Source organism: Cupriavidus basilensis (genome assembly GCF_029335485.1).
GTDB lineage: Bacteria > Pseudomonadota > Gammaproteobacteria > Burkholderiales > Burkholderiaceae > Cupriavidus > Cupriavidus basilensis_E.
Genome location: NZ_JARJLM010000536.1, coordinates 25566 through 41784 on the forward strand (window position 1 = coordinate 25566; position 16219 = coordinate 41784).

Below are 16219 nucleotides of genomic sequence, written 5' to 3' on the forward strand. Positions count from 1 at the left end.
AGCCAATGCCTATCGGAGCACCGCCAATACCAGCGCGGTGCTCTCCACCCATGCCAGAGAATGCCATCATGACCCAGAACGACAGCCTGCTCGCCCAATCCGCCGTGGCCCTGCGCCGCATGATCGGCAGCAAGGAAATCTCGCCGGTTGAACTGCTGGAGGCATGCATCGCCCGCATCGAGGCGGTCAATCCCTTTATCAACGCCGTCACCGCCACCTGCTACGAGCGCGCACGCGACGAAGCCCGGGCCGCCGAACGCGCCGTGCTCGACGGCGCCCCGCTGGGCCTGCTGCATGGCCTGCCGCTCGGCGTGAAAGACCTGGAAGCCACCGCTGGCCTGCTCACCACCTATGGCTCGCCGCTCTACCGCGACAATGTGCCCAGCGCCGACAACGTGCTGGTGGCACGCCTGCGCGCCGCCGGCGCCATCGTTACCGGCAAGACCAATATTCCCGAGATGGGCGCAGGCGCCAATTCGCGCAACGCGGTGTGGGGCGCCACCGGCAATCCGTTCAACCCCAACCTCAATGCCGGCGGCTCGTCCGGCGGCTCGGCTGCCGCGCTGGCAACCGACATGCTGCCGGTGTGCACGGGCTCGGATACCGGCGGCTCGCTGCGCATTCCCGCCGCCAAATGCGGTGTAGTGGGCTTCCGCCCGTCGCCGGGCGTGGTGCCCAGTTCGCGCAAGCTGCTGGGCTGGACACCGATTTCCGTGGTCGGGCCGATGGGCCGCACGGTGGCCGATGCCTGCCTGCAACTGGCAGCCTCCGCCGGTGTCTCGGCCAGCGACCCGCTCACCTATGCGCTCGACCCGCTGTCCTTCCTGGTACCGGCCAATGTCGACCTGGGCTCGCTGCGGGTGGGCTGGACCGAGGATTTCGGCGTGTGCGCGGTGGACAACCAGATCCGGCAAGTCTTTCGCGACAAGATCGCGGCCATGCGGCACCTGTTCCGCAGTTGCGACGAGATCCGCTTTGACCTGGGCGATGCACACCGCTGCTTCGACGTGCTGCGTGCGGAGAGCTTCGTGGCCGGCATGCATGAGGCCTATCAGCGCGACCCGGCCAGCCTGGGGCCCAACACGCGCGCCAACTACGAGATGGGCGCCGCCATGTCGCTCGGCGACAGCGCCTGGGCACAGGCCGAGCAGACCCGCATCCTTGGCCGCTTCCAGGCGGCCTTCGAGGACTACGACATCATCCTGTCGCCGACCACCCCGGTCTCGCCCTTCCCGTGGACCAGCCTCTACGCCGAGCGCATCAACGGTGAGAAGCAGGAGAATTACTACCGCTGGCTGGCGCCGACCTACGTGGTGACGCTGACAACGCATCCCGCCATCAGCCTGCCGTGCGGCGTGGACCATGCCGGCATGCCGTTCGGCCTGCAGGTGGTCGGACGCTTCCGCGCCGATCACCATACGCTGGGCGTGGCGCATGCCATGGAACAGGCTTTCGCAGGATCGGAGTCGCTGCGCCGTCCGTTGCCGCGCCTGGATCAATTGCGTGCGGCGGTGCCCGACCTGAGGTCGATTGTCACAGCACCGCCGATGCTGGCTGGTACCGGCTCCGGGCAAGGATCCCCGGTATCGGCCGTGTAGGCGGGGGGGCTGCGGCAGGCCATATCCGCTGTCCGGCTATCCGGCGCCGGCAGGGGCTACGTCGACACCGGCTACCCTCTCAAACTGATACGGTCTTTTACTCCACGGTTGCTTCTGTTATCCATGCCGCCCTGCCGGTAGCATGTTGTCCATGGCACGCGCCCGGCACGATCACCCGATCGTCCGGCCGGGCGCCGCGCCCAATCTCCCGGCCTTGCTCATGGAAATCCCCGCTTCAACCCTGTCCGTCCGGACAGGCCTCTCGCCTCGCCAGGCATCCCTCCACTTGCCGCCCGGCCGCCCAGGCCCGAATAAAGAGCCCTTCAATGCGCTCACGCGGTGGAGTACCCTATCTACTCGTGCGACTGAAACGCAACGCGGGCCGACCGCCAGCCCACACCGTCCCCGCCGCACCATGGAGGTCACCATATGTTCGGCTTGAGCGCGCTCGACCTGGCCCGGATCCAGTTCGGCTTCACCATTTCCTTCCATATCATCTTCCCCGCCATCACCATCGGCATGGCGAGCTACCTGGCGGTGCTGGAAGGCTGCTGGCTACGCACGCAGAACACGGTCTATCGCGACCTCTATCACTTCTGGTCCAAGATCTTCGCCGTCAACTTCGGCATGGGCGTGGTCTCGGGGCTGGTGATGGCCTACCAGTTCGGCACCAATTGGAGCTTCTTCTCGGACTTTGCCGGCAGCGTGACCGGTCCGCTGCTTGCGTATGAAGTGCTGACGGCCTTCTTCCTGGAGGCGGGTTTCCTCGGCGTGATGCTGTTCGGCTGGAAAAAGGTCGGCCCCGGCCTGCACTTCTTCGCCACACTGATGGTGGCGCTGGGCACGCTGATCTCGGCCACGTGGATCCTGGCCTCCAACAGCTGGATGCAAACGCCGCAGGGCTACGAGATCATCGACGGCCGCGTGGTCCCGGTGGACTGGCTCGCTGTCATCTTCAATCCGTCGTTCCCGTACCGGCTGGTGCATATGAGCGTGGCGGCCTTCCTTGCCACCGCGCTGTTCGTAGGCGCCTCCGCAGCCTGGCACCTGCTGCGCCGGCGCGACAACCCGGCCATCCGCAAGATGCTGTCGATGGCGATGTGGATGCTGCTGATCGTGGCGCCGATCCAGGCGGTGATCGGCGACATGCATGGTCTCAACACGCTCCAGCACCAGCCGGCCAAGATTGCCGCGCTGGAGGGCCACTGGCAGAACCGTGGCGACGAGGCGCTGCCGCTGATCGTGTTCGGCTGGCCCGACATGGCGCGCGAGGAAACCCGTTTCGCCGTGGAAATCCCGCGGCTGGGCAGCCTGATCCTCACCCACACCTGGGATGGCCAGATCAAGGGCCTGAAGGATTTCGCACCGCAGGACCGGCCCAACGCCACCATCCTCTTCTGGTGCTTCCGCGTGATGGTGGGACTCGGCATGCTGATGATCCTGCTCGGGCTCTGGAGCCTGCTGCTGCGCCGTGGCGAGGCGCTCTACCGCTCGCGCGCTTTCCTGCGCATGGCGCTATGGATGGGCCCGGCCGGGCTGATCGCGCTGCTGGCAGGCTGGTTCACCACCGAGATCGGGCGCCAGCCCTGGGTGGTCTATGGCGTGATGCGCACGGCCGATGCCGTCTCGCCGCACGGCGTACCGGAACTGGCCTTCTCGCTCGGGCTGTTCGTGGTGGCTTATTTCTTCGTGTTTGGCGTCGGTATCGCCTACATGATGCGGCTGGTGCGCAAGGGCCCGGTGATGCATGAGGGCGACCCGCCTCCCGATGGCGGCCACGAGGTGGAGGGCACCCCGGCGCGCCCGCTGTCCGCCGTGGACGATCCGGGCGATGTGCCGAATGCGGTCGCCTCCGCTAACCGCATGGCCGACAGCAGGAGCTGAACATCATGGGCATCGATCTCTCTCTTATCTGGGCCGTCATCATCTTCTTCGGCGTGATGATGTATGTGGTGATGGACGGCTTTGACCTTGGCATCGGCATGCTGTATCCCTTCGTGCCCGACCGCCAAGACCGCGATGTGATGATGAACACGGTGGCCCCGGTCTGGGACGGCAACGAGACCTGGCTGGTGCTCGGCGGCGCGGGCCTGCTGGCGGCCTTCCCGCTGGCCTACTCGGTGGTGCTCAGCGCGCTCTACCTGCCGCTGATCTTCATGCTGCTCGGGCTGATCTTCCGCGGCGTGGCGTTCGAGTTCCGCTTCAAGGCCAATGACCGCGAGCGCCATGTCTGGGACAAGGCCTTCATCTGCGGCTCGCTGATGGCGGCCTTCTTCCAGGGGGTTTCGCTGGGTGCGTACATCGATGGCATCCGGGTGACGGGGCGCGCCTTCTCGGGCGGGCCGCTGGACTGGCTGCAGCCCTTTCCGCTGTTCTGCGGCGTCGGCGTGGTGGTGGCGTACACCGTACTGGGCAGCACCTGGCTGATCATGAAGACCGAAGGCCCGCTGCACCAGCGCATGCTGGAGCTGACGGCCAAGCTGGCCTGGGTGCTGCTGGCGGTGATCGCGGTGATCAGCATCTGGACGCCGCTCGCGCAGCCGCGCATTGCCGCGCGCTGGTTCAGCCTGCCCAACCTGATCTGGTTCTCGCCGGTACCGTTGCTGGTGGCGTTCGCCATGTACCGGCTGATCCGTTCGCTGCAGCACCATGCCCACCTGGCACCGTTCATGTACACGCTGGCGCTGGTCTTCCTGGGCTATAGCGGGCTGGCCATCAGCGTGTGGCCGAACATCGTGCCGCCGAACATCTCGATCTGGGATGCCGCCGGGCCGGCGCAGAGCCAAGGTTTCGCGCTGGTGGGCGCACTGTTCATCATTCCGTTCATCCTGATGTACACCGTCTGGTCCTACTACGTGTTCCGCGGCAAGGTCAAACACGGCGAGGGGTACCACTGATGGCGGTGGCGAATCGCGGGCGCGGCGGAAAACCGCCCAGGCCCTGGCTCAGGCGAGTGGGCTGGATGCTGCTGATCTGGGTGGCCAGCGTGGCAGCGCTGGGCGCAGCGGCCCTGCTGCTGCGCCTGCTGATGCGCGCGGCGGGCATGCATAGCTGAGGGACTTCCCGCCGCTCCGTGGCCTACGCCGACAGGCCGCCATCCACGCCAATGCTCTGGCCGTGGATAAAGCGCCCGGCCGGCGACGCCAGCAGCACCGCCAGCCCCGCCACATCCTTCGCCTCTCCGATGCGGCGCATCGGGATGGCCGCGGCCATCCGCGCCTCCTGTTCCGGGTTGCCCCACAGCGCCTCGCGCGAGAACTCCGTGCGCACCGGCCCAGGGTTGATCGCATTCACGTTGATCCCCTTCGGACCCAGTTCCTGAGCCAGGCTGCGCACGGCCTGGTCGGTCGCCGCCTTGGTGATGCCATACAGCCCCAGCACCGCCGAGCCACGCTTGGCGCCGATGCTGGACATGAAAATGATCGAGCCGTCGCCGCGTTCGATCATCTGGGGCGCCAGCGCATTCACCAGTACCAGGTTGCCACGCACGTTGCCCGCCATGGCCTGGTCGAACAGCTCCGGTCCCTGGCTCAGCATCGAGCCCACGATGCCGCTGCCCGCCGCGTTCAGCACTAGCGCGTCGACCCGGCCGTAAGCCTCCAGCGCCCGCTGCGCGAAGACGCGGACACTATCCAGGCTGGCGATGTCGCAAGCGATGCCTTTCGCCTTGAAGCCCTCGCCTTCCAGCGCGGCCGCTACCGCCTCGGTGGCGGCCTGGTCACGTCCGGAGACCACCAGGGAGGCGCCCGAGGCGCCCAGCGCCCGGGCCATTTCCAGGCCCATGCCCTTGGTGGAGCCGGTAAGGACGGCCACGCGGCCGGTGAGATCGAACAGGTTCTGCATGACGGGTCTCCTGAGGGAAAGGCGCCGCCGCCCGGATCAGGGGCGGCGGCATTTTAAATGACGACCAACATCTATTGAATAAATTATGGTCATCATATAAAATCCGGTCAAGCAAAGTTTTGGCAGGAGAAACGGATATGGCGCGCGCATCACGAGAGCAAGCCGAGAAGCATCGGGAAGCCATCGAGCAGGCTTCCTCGAAGCTGTTTCGCGAACGCGGACTGAACGGCGTGAGCGTGGCCGAGCTGATGGGCGGCGCGGGCCTTACGCACGGCGGCTTCTATGGCCACTTCTCCTCCAAGGACGAGCTGGCCGCACTGGCCTGCAAGCGCGCCTTCGAGGAGTCGGCGCGGCGCTGGTCGCGCCGCCTCGAACGCGCCGGCGGCGACCAGCACGCCATGCGATCGAGCCTGGTCGAGCCTTACCTGACGCTGGCGCATTGCACCAACCCCGGCGACGGCTGCGCGGCCGTAGCGCTGGCCGGCGACATCGCCCGCGAGCCGGCGGACAAGCCGGTGCGCCAGGTCTATATCGATGGCTTCAAGCACATGGTCGACGACTGGATGAAAACGGTCGGGCATGCCGACCCGGCCGAGCGCCGCAAGCTCGCGCTGGCGCAGCTCGCCACGCTGGTGGGTGCGATGACGATCGCGCGCGCGACCGAAGGCGATGCCCTTGCCGAAGACATGCTTGCCGCCGCGCGCGAGATGCTGCTGGGTCCGCTCGCGCAATAGCGGACAACGCGGGCAACGCATAACGCATAACGCATAACGCAACGACAACACACCAACGCCGATCCACCGCCCCCGGATATTCCATGTTCGCTCAAGCGCTTTCCAGCCGGCTCGACCGGCGCGGCATCCACTATGCGTGGCTGATCGCGGCCATCACCTTCTGCGTGATGCTGACCACCTCGGCCGCGCTCGGCCTGCCCGGTGCCTTTCTCAAGCCGCTGACCCGCGAGATGGGCTGGAACACCGACCAGATCTCGTCGATCCTGGCCTTCCGCTTTGCCCTGTTCGGCTTGATGGCACCGTTCTCGGCCATCCTGATGGAACGCTTCGGCGTGCGTAACGTGGTCTGGGCAGCGCTGGCGCTGATCGCGGGCGGCATGGCGCTGGCGACGGTGGCTACGCAGTTGTGGCAGCTGTTCATTGCATGGGGCCTGATGCTCGGCGTCGGCTCCGGCCTGACCGCGCTGGTGCTCGCCGCCGTGGTCGCCAGCCGCTGGTTCAGCGCACGCCGCGGGCTGGTGATCGGCATCCTGACGGCAAGTTCAGCCACCGGCCAGCTAGCCTTCCTGCCGGTCGCCGCCTGGCTGATCGAGCATCTGGGCTGGCGCACCGCCGTGCTGCCGGTGCTGTTCGCCTGCGCCCTGCTGGCCGTGCTGGTGTTCTGCTTCATGCGCAACCGGCCGGGTGACGTCGGCCTTACCGCCTACGGCGAGGTTCCGGTGCATGCGCCTGCCGCACCGGCACGGCCGAGCGCACCACCCGCGCCGCTGACGCTGCGCGGTCCCTTCGTGGTGCTGCGCGACGCGGCCCGCAACCAGACCTTCTGGATCCTCGCCGGCACCTTCTTCATCTGCGGCCTGAGTACCAACGGCCTGATCCAGACGCACTTCATTTCCTTGTGCGCGGACTTCGGCATGGCCGCCGTGCCCGCCGCCGGCGCGCTGGCGATGATGGGCGCATTCGACTTTGTCGGCACCATCCTGTCGGGCTGGCTGTCGGACCGCTACGACTGCCGCAAGCTGCTGTTCTGGTACTACGGGCTGCGCGGCCTGTCACTGTTCTGGCTGCCGCATTCCACCTTCACGCTGTACGGCCTGTCGATCTTCGCCATGTTCTACGGCCTGGACTGGATTGCCACGGTACCGCCCACGGTCAAGCTGGCGGGCTCGGTGTTCGGCAAGGAGCGCGCGCCGATGGTGTTTGGCTGGATCTTCGCCGCCCACCAGGTTGGCGCGGCCACCGCCGCCTTCGGTGCGGGCCTGACCCGCACCCTGCTGCTGACCTACACCCCGGCCCTGTACGCCGCGGGTGCGGCCTGCGTGGTGGCGGCGCTGCTGGCGCTGATGGTCAGGCGCCCCTCGGCGCAGATCAGCGGTTCGACCGCCCGGGCAGCCAAGGCCTGAAAGTGGCGGCGCCGGCTGCCCGCGCCGCGTTGCCCCTTTCGCCATTGCGATAAGGAGGTAGCGCGGCGCAGTGCATTCCCGCTCGCCTATATCCCACCTCATCTCTCCCGCCTTTCTTCCGCTCCCGGCATGCCCCACGGCCATTCCTGCGGCCGAATTCTCTGCGCCTGCCGGCATCCCCAAGCCAGCCGGCAGGCGCGTCCGTACGCCAGCTTGCTTGTCCCATCAAGAATGCAAATAGGCGTATCAGCATTCTTTGCCTCGACGTCACTCTGGTGACAACCCCTTTTCTTACTCTGCGAACGCGTCGCGGGCAGCGCGATCGGCAGTGCCGCCAACGCGGCGCGCCGCTTCAGACAACAGAGAAGAGGAACCGGATATGGCATGGAAACAGCAGGCTCGCATGGCGTTTGGCCTGGCGCTGGCAGGCACGGTAGCAGCATGCGGTGGTGGTGGCAGCGACACGCCGGCGGTGGTCGCCCCCGAACAGAGCAACCCGGGCGCCGCCACCAGCAAGAAGGTGTTGCTGGTCGGCGTGGACGGTGCCACCTATGGCCAGCTGCGCAGCGCGCTGAACCAGCGCACGCTGCCCAACCTGGCCACGCTGGCGATCACGCCCGCGTCCACCGGCGGCCGGCTGGGCACCACCACCGAGCAGGTTCCGCTCGACGGCCCGAGCTGGGCGGCCGTGCTCGCCGGCAACTGGGTGGACCGGCACGGCGTCATCGATGACGTAGGCGCAGCCGCCGGCCTGCGCGTGCCGAGCCTGTTCAAGTACCTGCGCGATGCGAATACCGGCAGCCCCCGGCAGCGCCTGGGCGCTGCCACCAGCGCCCCGATGCTGCCGGCGCTGCTCAAGGCCGACGCAGCGGCGGGCAACCTCGACTCGCTGCGCGACTGCACTTCCGATGACACCTGCGTGACGCAGGAAGGCGTCAGGCTGGTGCAATCCGGCTACGACGTGGTGTTCGCACAGTTCAGCGCGCCTGGCAAGGCAGCTGCCGCGCAAGGCGTCCAGGGCAGCGGCTACGCCAGCTCGCTATCCGCCTTCGACCAGGCGCTCGGCAAGTTGCTGGCCGCGGTGCAGGCGCGCCGCCAGGCAAATGCCGGGGAAGACTGGCTGGTAGCAGTGACCACCAGCCACGGGCTGGACGCCACGGGCGCCACCACCACGGTGCCAGCACTGGGCAACCTCACCACGTTCATCGCGCTCAACAAGCCGTTCAACGCGGCGCTGGCCAGCAACCTCGCCGCGGCACCTGCCGATGCCGCCGCCCTCGCGGCACTGCCGAGCGAGGTCGACGTGCTGCCGACCGTGCTCGCGCATGCCGGCGTGGCCCTGCCCATCGCTACCTATCAGCTCGACGGCTCCCCCCTGATCGGCACCGCGGGGGTGCGTGCCATGAAATCCGTGGTGGGCAGCGCCAACGCCTCACTGGTGCTCTCCTGGCAGAACCCCTCCACTGCCAGCGGCGACATGACGCTGATACGCGATGGCGTACTGATCGCCAAGCTGCCGGCGGGCACCACCAGCTATGAAGACAAGACGCTCAACTCGCCCGCCAGCGGCCTCTACCGCTACAACTACACGCTGGTGCGCAACGGCGTGCCGGTATCGCTGCTGGCGCAGATCGACTACGTCAAGCCTATCGTGCTGGCGGACACACTGCGCAACAACCTGGCAGCCTATTACAGCTTCGAAACCCTGCCCGCGGTGGACAGCAAAGGCACCACCACCATCGGTCCGTGGGTGGCCGGCACCGACGGCGGCTCGCTCGGCAGCGACAACTTCGGCGGCAAGTCGCTGAAGGTCAACTCGAACATCGATGCCTACCAGCTCACGCAGAGCGGCGCCGATATCGCCCTGAGCCCGCAGTTCACCATCGGCTTCTGGTTCAAGTCGGATTGCACGCAGGGCAACGGCACCGGCGAGCCGATCCTATCCAACAAGAACTACTACTCGGGCGGCAACGCCGGGATCGCCATCGGTTTGTGGAGCAGCTGCGAGGTGCGCTTCAACCTGGGCAGCGGCGGCGGCAAGCGCGACGACATCACGGGCATGAAGTTCAGCGCCAATCAGTGGGCCTACCTGGCCTTGTCGGTCAACGCCACGGGCAAGACCTTCAGCGCCTACGTCATCGATCCGGTGCTCGGGCTGCAGAAGACCGAGAACAGGTCCATCGCCAATACCGATGTCACCAAGCTGAACGGGCTGGCCACCAAGGTCTGGGGCATCAACGACGATGCCACGCACAACTATGTGCCGAACAACGCCGGCGCGCTCAAGGGCGTGATGGAGTTCAACGACCTGGCCATGTGGACGCGCCAGCTCAGCCTTGCCGAGCTGCAAACGATCGCCGGCTCGCGCCAGCCGCTGTCCACGCTCAACCCCTGATCCTTATTCCTCCACGAGAGCAACGTGACCATGAAGCCTTTGATTTCCCTCCTCGCGCGGCCAGGCTGGCTGGCGGCAATGGCGCTGTGCGCCGCACTGGCCGCCTGTGGTGGCGACTCTGCCGACAACAAGTCCCCGGCCCCGCCGGGAGAGCCGGCCGCAGTCACACCGCAGTTGCGCTGCGCGCCGTAAGGCGCCGGCCCCGAGCGCACGTTCAGCACAAACCGACCCGATCAGATTGAAGACAACAATGAGCCTTAACAGCAGACGCAGATTCCTCAAGATGGCCGGCGGCAGCACCGCCGCCGCCGCCGCGCTGGCTGCCTTCCCGCCGTCGATCCGCCGCGCGCTGGCGATTCCCGCCAACAATGCCACCGGCACCATTCGCGACGTCGAGCATGTGGTGATCCTGATGCAGGAGAACCGCTCGTTCGACAACTATTTCGGCACGCTGAAGGGCGTGCGCGGCTTTGGCGACCGCTTCCCGATCCCGCTGGCCGGCGGCCTCAACGTCTGGCAGCAGGGCTTCACCAACCGCATCGTCCAGCCGTACCACCTCGACAGCGCCACTGGCAACGCCCAGCGCGTCAACGGCACGCCGCACAGCTACCCCGATGCGCAGAACGCCTGGGACCTGGGCCGCATGAACAAGTGGCCAACCTACAAGCAGACCCAGTCCATGGGCTACTACACCCAGACCGAGCTGGATTTCCAGTTTGCGCTGGCCGACGCCTTCACCCTGTGCGACGCCTACCACTGCGGCTTCCATGGCGGCACCAACACCAACCGCCTGTTCCACTGGACCGGCACCAATGACCCCACCGGGGCCAATGGCGGCCCGGTGATCGACAACAGCGGCGACTCCATGGGCGCCTCCACCGGCGGCTACCGCTGGACCACCTATCCGGAACGCCTGCAGGCGGCAGGCGTGAGCTGGAAGCTGTACCAGAACATGCCGGACAACTTCACCGACAACCCGCTGGCCGGGTTCGTGCAGTACCGCAAGGCCAACGAGGCGCGCGGCAATGCTTCCAACGGCAGCCCCTACCCGGCCTACACCATTGCCGACGACGCCATCAATCCGCTCATCAAGGGCATCGGCAACACCATGCCGGACGGCGGCTTCCTGCAGGCGCTGAAGGACGATATCGCGGCGGGCAGCCTGCCGCAGGTGTCCTGGATCGTGGCGCCGGCGAACTACTCGGAGCACCCCGGGCCTTCCAGCCCGGTGCAGGGCGCCTGGTACACGCAAGAGGTGCTGAACGCGCTGACGGCAAACCCGGCGATCTGGAGCAAGACCGTGCTGCTGATCAATTTCGACGAGAACGACGGCTTCTTCGACCATGTGCCGCCGCCCTGCGCGCCGGCCTATGACGACAACGGCGTACTGGCCGGCAAGTCCACCATCGCCACCGATGGCGAGTACCACGTCGACAAGCACCCCTACGGCCCCGGCCCGCGCGTGCCGATGTATGTGGTCTCGCCCTGGAGCCGCGGCGGCTGGGTCAACTCGCAGGTGTTCGACCACACCTCGGTGCTGCGTTTCCTGGAGGCGCGCTTCGGCATCGCCGAAACCAACATCAGCCCCTACCGCCGCGCCATCTGCGGCGACCTGCTGTCGGCTTTCAACTTCGTCAGCCCGAACAGCGCGGCCCTGCCTGTCATGCCCAGCCGCACCAGGGCCGTTGCCGACGGCGTGCGCACGGCGCAGGAAGCCAAGGCGCAGGTGGCGCTGCCCACCGCCGCCTTCCAGGCCGCCAACCCTGCCACCCAGGAAACCGGCACGCGTCCCTCGCGCGCACTGCCCTACGAACTGCATGTCAGCGGGCGCGAAGATCCGGGCTCGCGGGCGATGTGGCTGCTGTTCAGCAACACCGGCACCGCCGCCGCGGTCTTCCATGTCTACGACCGCCTCCACCTGGACCGCGTGCCGCGCCGCTACGCGGTCGAGCCGGGCAAACAGCTCAGCGGGAGCTGGGACGTCTTCGCGGCGGACAACGGCAAGTACGATCTGTGGGTGCTGGGCCCGAACGGCTTCCATCGCAGCTTCCAGGGCGACGTCAGCACGGTATCGGCCGCTGGCGGCACCGCGCCCGAAATCCGGGTGTGCTACGACATCGCCAATGCCGCCGTCTACCTGACCATGATCAATACCGGCGCTGTGGCGTGCACCTTCACGGTCACGCCCGCCGCCTACCGCGAAGATGGCCCCTGGACCTTCGACATCCCGGCGGGCAAGCAACTCGACCAGCACTGGCCGGTGGGCCGGCAAGGCAACTGGTACGACTTCGTCGTGACAACCACCCAGGGCAGCTTCCGGCGCCGCTTTGCCGGCCGCCTGGAGACCGGCACCGACAGCGTCTCCGATCCGGCACTGGGCAAGCCCGCCCGGGCCGTGCCCTGAACGCTGCCTGGCAGGCGGAGCGAGCCGGCTCCTGCCGCCGGGCGGCGTTGCGGGCCGGCGCAGCATCGGCTGGCCCGCGCTTGTCCACCCCCCATTCTGATTCTTCACCGCGCCTGGACGTTCGTACCGGCGCGGTGCAGAACTGTCACAAAACGCCGCTAGACTGGCGCGCTTGTTTTATCCCCTCGGAATCCCCCCATGCTCGGCGACCTGCTGACGACGTTCTATGAAGTGGCACGGCAGGGCAGCATCACCACCGCGGCCAAGCAGTTGCGCGTGAGCCAGCCCACCGTCACCGGCCGTATCCGCCAGCTTGAAGAAAACTATGGCGTCGAACTGTTCTACCGGCGTGCCGGCCGGGTCGACCTGAGCGACGTCGGCGTGGCCCTGATGCCGGTGGTGGAGCAGTTGATGCAGCATGAAGGCAACGCGGACTTCCTGCTGCGCAATGCCGGCAGCCTGCACCTCGGGCATCTGCGCATCGGCGCCACCGGGCCTTACTACATCCTGAAGAGCGTGGCCGCGTTCAGGCAGCGCTTTCCCGCCATCGAGATCAGCATCGATATCGGCAACTCGCAGCAGATGCTGGACGCGCTGTTCGAATACCGCATCGACGTCGCGGTATCGTCGCACGCCGTCAACGATGAACGCCTGGCGCGCATCACCCTGGCCACCGACCCGATGGTGGTGGTGGTCAATCCCGGCCACGCGCTGGCGCGCGCGCCCAGCGTCAGCCTGGCGCAGCTGGCCGCCTGCCACCTGCTGATCCGCGAGCACGGCTCGATGACGCGCAAGGCCACCGAGACCGCGCTGGACGAGGCCGGACTGCCGCTGCCGGCCAACACCGTGATCGGCAGCCGCGAGGCCATCTACGAAGCGATCCGCCAGGGCCTGGGCGCCAGTGTGGTGCCTGTGGGCGAAGTCCCGCGCGACCCCGCGCTGTGTGTGGTGCCCTTCGCCAGCCACCCACCCGTGCTGCACGAATACCTCTATTGCCTGCAGGGCCGCACGCATACGCGGCTGATCGGCGCTTTCCTTGATTGCCTCGCGCCGCGCGCGGCGGCTTAGGCGCCGCACGGAATAAGCTGCGTCAACGCCCGCGCACCGCCAGCGAAAACCGTCAATACCGGTATCGGGATTCTTGGGCCGCACATCATCTGGGGGTCACCCCCGGCCCGCATGCTTGCCGGTTTTCCGACCGGAGACGGCGCATGTCCTGCCTTGCCTTGTTTGACCTTGACCACACCTTGCTGCCGCTGGATAGCGAATACGAATGGGCGCGCTACCTGGTGGAGGCGGGCGCGGCCGACGCGCGGGAGGTCGAGGCCAATAACGCGCTATGGCTGGCCGAGTACGGCGCCGGGCGCCTCGATTTCCACCGCCATGCCGCGTTTGCCCTCGGCCTGCTGGCGCGCCATCCGCGCGCGCGGCTGGAAGCCTTGCGCAGCGATTTCATGCGGAACGTGATCGCGCCCGCCATCCTCCCCGAGGCGCGCGCCCTGCTGGCCAGGCACCGGGATGCCGGCGACCTGTGCTGCATCGTCACGGCCACTTGCCGCTTTGTCACCGAGCCGATCGCCGCGGCGCTGGAGGTGGACCACCTGGTGGCGGTGGAGGCAGCCCAGGATGCCCAGGGCAACTTCACCGGCGCGGTCGAGGGCGTGCCGAGTTTCGGCGCCGGCAAGATCGAACGCGTAGCGCAGTGGCTGCACTCGCTCGGACTGGCCTGGGACCAGTTCGGACATACCGCCTTCTACAGTGACTCGCGCAACGATATCCCCCTGCTCGAAGCCGTCAGTCACCCGGTCGCCGCCAATCCGGACGCCGCGCTGCGCGCCCTGGCGGCCTCGCGCGGCTGGCCGGTGCTGACGTTGTTCGCGCCGCCGGCCGCCCCGGCCCCGGCGCTGAACGCGGCCTGACTCGCAGCGCAAGCGCGCCATCCGTCACGCGGCCTTCACAATCCTGGGTGATGATGGCGGGCACGCTTTTGCACCGTGGCCTGCGTCAGCACCTATATTGGGAAGACCGGCAAGGCTGGCACGCAGCGGTTCCCGCGGCACGCGGCGCCTGGCGCAGCGCTGCGGCGCCTGGCGCAGCGCTGCGGCGCCCGGCGTCATGACACCAACGAATGGCCCGGCTTTCCGGCTCCTGGCTTGCCAGCCCGGCACCGCTTCCAAGGAACTGTCCCGCCCATGTCCGACCACCTGCCCCGCGTCACATCCGCCCCCCGCCGCCATCGCGCGGCACGCAGGACCGGCTGACGCCGCCGCCTCATGTCGCAGTTCCCCACCGGCAGCAGCCTGCCGGAAATGGCACAGCTGGAGGCCATCCTGGAAGCCGGCGCCGGGCGCCTGGAAGCCTGCCGGGTCGGCGAGGTGGAAGCGGCCGGCCAGCGCTTCCCCCTCTACACCGCCAGCATCGGCGCGACCGATCCGCACGCGCCCGCGATCGGCTTCTTTGCCGGCATCCATGGCCTGGAGCGCATCGGCACGCAACTGCTGCTGGACTATATGCGCATGTTGCTGTGGCGCCTGGAGTGGGACGAATTGCTGGAGCGGCAACTGCAATCGGTGCGGCTGCTGTTCATGCCCATCGTCAACCCTGGCGGCATGTGGGCCTCCACGCGCGCCAACCCCAACGGCGTCGACCTGATGCGCAATGCACCGCAGGATGCCGTGGGCCGGGTGCCGTTGCTGGCCGGCGGCCAGCGCCTGGGCCCCTGGCTGCCGTGGTACCGCGGCCGGCTCGGCGCACCCATGGAAGTGGAGAGCCAGGCCATGCTGCGCGTGGTCCGGCAGCAACTGCAGTCGCGCCCCTTAAGCTTTGCCCTGGACTGTCATTCGGGCTACGGCTGGGGCGACAGCATCTGGTTTCCCTATGCGCGCACCGTCGCGCCGATGCCGCACCAGCCGGAAATGTTCGCGCTCAAGACCATGTTCGAGCACGCGCATCCCCACCACGGCTACGCCTTCGAACCGCAGAGCCGCCAGTACCTGCTGCATGGCGACTTGTGGGACTGGGCCTACGACCATACGCCCGACGCCAATATCTTCCTGCCGATGACACTCGAACTGGGTTCCTGGCTGTGGATCAAGAAGAATCCTCGCCAGCTGTTTTCGCGCCACGGCTTCTTCAATCCGGTCAAGGCGCATCGCACGGCCCGCGTGCTGCGGCGCCATGCCAACCTGCTCGATTTCCTGGCCCGCGTGGCCTATGCTCCCGAGCGCTGGCTGCCGCGCGGAGAGCGCCGGCAGGCGCTGCTCGAACTGGCCAACGCCCAGTGGCCATGCGGACACCCCGGATGAGCGCCTGGATCCTGCTGCGCGGCCTGACGCGCGAGACACGCCACTGGGGCGCCCTGCCAGGCATGCTCGAGACCACTGCCGGCATCGGGCCCGTCGTCATGCTGGACCTGCCCGGCAATGGCGTGGAGACGGCCGCACAAGCGCCGGCCAACGTGGCCGCCATGGTGGACTTCGTACGCGAGCGCGCCCGGGGCCGGGGCCTGGCCTCGCCCTACCGCCTCCTCGCCATGTCGCTGGGCGCCATGGTGGCGGCCGAGTGGGCACACCGCTATCCGCGGGAAATCGGGGCACTGATGCTGATCAACACCAGCATGCGGCCATTCTGCGGCGTGACGCAGCGCCTGCCGCCGCGCAACTGGCCGGCGCTGCTTGGCATGGCGCTGCGCTGGCATGACGCCGATTTCTGCGAGCGCACCGTTCACCGGTTGACCTGCAGCACCAGTGCCGCGCTCGCCGCCGACGTAGCGGCATGGTCCTCGATTCGCGCCAGCGCGCCCGTGAGCCGCACCAACGCACTGCGCCAGTTGTGGGCCGCGG

General features: G+C 67.6%; 14 protein-coding genes. 13 read left to right on the plus strand and 1 reads right to left on the minus strand.

What is annotated here, in order from left to right:
* Window positions 1-68: 68 nt before the first annotated feature.
* The 4 genes from P3W85_RS33455 (at window position 69) to P3W85_RS33470 (ending at window position 4653) form a co-directional block, all read left to right on the plus strand.
* The gene (locus tag P3W85_RS33455) at window positions 69-1598 is read left to right on the plus strand and encodes an amidase (RefSeq protein ID WP_276267909.1); all 1530 of its coding nucleotides are present in this window, start codon (window positions 69-71) and stop codon (window positions 1596-1598) included.
* A 429-nt stretch (window positions 1599-2027) separates the two neighbouring features.
* Window positions 2028-3482: a cytochrome ubiquinol oxidase subunit I gene (locus tag P3W85_RS33460; protein ID WP_017229966.1), complete on the plus strand. Its 1455-nt coding sequence runs from the start codon at window positions 2028-2030 to the stop codon at window positions 3480-3482.
* 5 nt (window positions 3483-3487) lie between these two features.
* A complete protein-coding gene (gene cydB, locus P3W85_RS33465; protein WP_017229967.1) occupies window positions 3488-4495 on the plus strand; it encodes a cytochrome d ubiquinol oxidase subunit II in 1008 nt (335 codons plus the stop codon).
* A complete protein-coding gene (locus P3W85_RS33470; protein WP_276267910.1) occupies window positions 4495-4653 on the plus strand; it encodes a DUF2474 family protein in 159 nt (52 codons plus the stop codon). The genes cydB and P3W85_RS33470 overlap by 1 nt, the downstream gene beginning before the upstream one ends.
* Before the next feature lie 23 nt (window positions 4654-4676).
* On the opposite strand, the gene P3W85_RS33475 is transcribed toward P3W85_RS33470, so the two are convergent.
* Window positions 4677-5441 carry an SDR family NAD(P)-dependent oxidoreductase gene (locus P3W85_RS33475; protein ID WP_017229969.1) on the minus strand — a complete coding sequence of 255 codons (765 nt, stop codon included), beginning with the start codon at window positions 5439-5441 and terminating at the stop codon, window positions 4677-4679.
* A 137-nt stretch (window positions 5442-5578) separates the two neighbouring features.
* Here P3W85_RS33475 and P3W85_RS33480 point away from each other — a divergent pair, with 137 nt between their 5' ends.
* From P3W85_RS33480 to P3W85_RS33520, 9 genes are all read left to right on the plus strand, one after another.
* Window positions 5579-6175, plus strand: a complete 597-nt coding sequence (locus P3W85_RS33480; protein WP_276267911.1) for a TetR/AcrR family transcriptional regulator — start codon at window positions 5579-5581, stop codon at window positions 6173-6175.
* An 83-nt stretch (window positions 6176-6258) separates the two neighbouring features.
* Window positions 6259-7578 carry an MFS transporter gene (locus P3W85_RS33485; RefSeq protein ID WP_017229971.1) on the plus strand — a complete coding sequence of 440 codons (1320 nt, stop codon included), beginning with the start codon at window positions 6259-6261 and terminating at the stop codon, window positions 7576-7578.
* Between the two features lie 379 nt (window positions 7579-7957).
* Window positions 7958-9973, plus strand: a complete 2016-nt coding sequence (locus P3W85_RS33490; protein ID WP_276267912.1) for a LamG-like jellyroll fold domain-containing protein — start codon at window positions 7958-7960, stop codon at window positions 9971-9973.
* 24 nt (window positions 9974-9997) lie between these two features.
* Window positions 9998-10165, plus strand: coding sequence for a hypothetical protein (locus P3W85_RS33495; RefSeq protein WP_276267917.1), 168 nt, complete (start codon window positions 9998-10000; stop codon window positions 10163-10165).
* 58 nt (window positions 10166-10223) lie between these two features.
* The gene (locus tag P3W85_RS33500) at window positions 10224-12377 is read left to right on the plus strand and encodes a phosphocholine-specific phospholipase C (RefSeq protein ID WP_276267913.1); all 2154 of its coding nucleotides are present in this window, start codon (window positions 10224-10226) and stop codon (window positions 12375-12377) included.
* Window positions 12378-12575: 198 nt separating this feature from the next.
* Entirely contained in the window at window positions 12576-13445 is an 870-nt protein-coding gene (locus P3W85_RS33505; RefSeq protein WP_276267914.1) for a LysR substrate-binding domain-containing protein, read from the plus strand.
* Window positions 13446-13588: 143 nt separating this feature from the next.
* Window positions 13589-14296, plus strand: a complete 708-nt coding sequence (locus P3W85_RS33510) for an HAD family hydrolase (protein ID WP_276267915.1) — start codon at window positions 13589-13591, stop codon at window positions 14294-14296.
* A gap of 354 nt (window positions 14297-14650) precedes the next feature.
* Window positions 14651-15682 carry a M14 family zinc carboxypeptidase gene (locus P3W85_RS33515; RefSeq protein ID WP_017224416.1) on the plus strand — a complete coding sequence of 344 codons (1032 nt, stop codon included), beginning with the start codon at window positions 14651-14653 and terminating at the stop codon, window positions 15680-15682.
* On the plus strand, window positions 15679-16219 hold a 541-nt coding region (locus tag P3W85_RS33520), incomplete at its 3' end, for an alpha/beta fold hydrolase (protein ID WP_276267916.1). The genes P3W85_RS33515 and P3W85_RS33520, both read left to right, overlap by 4 nt.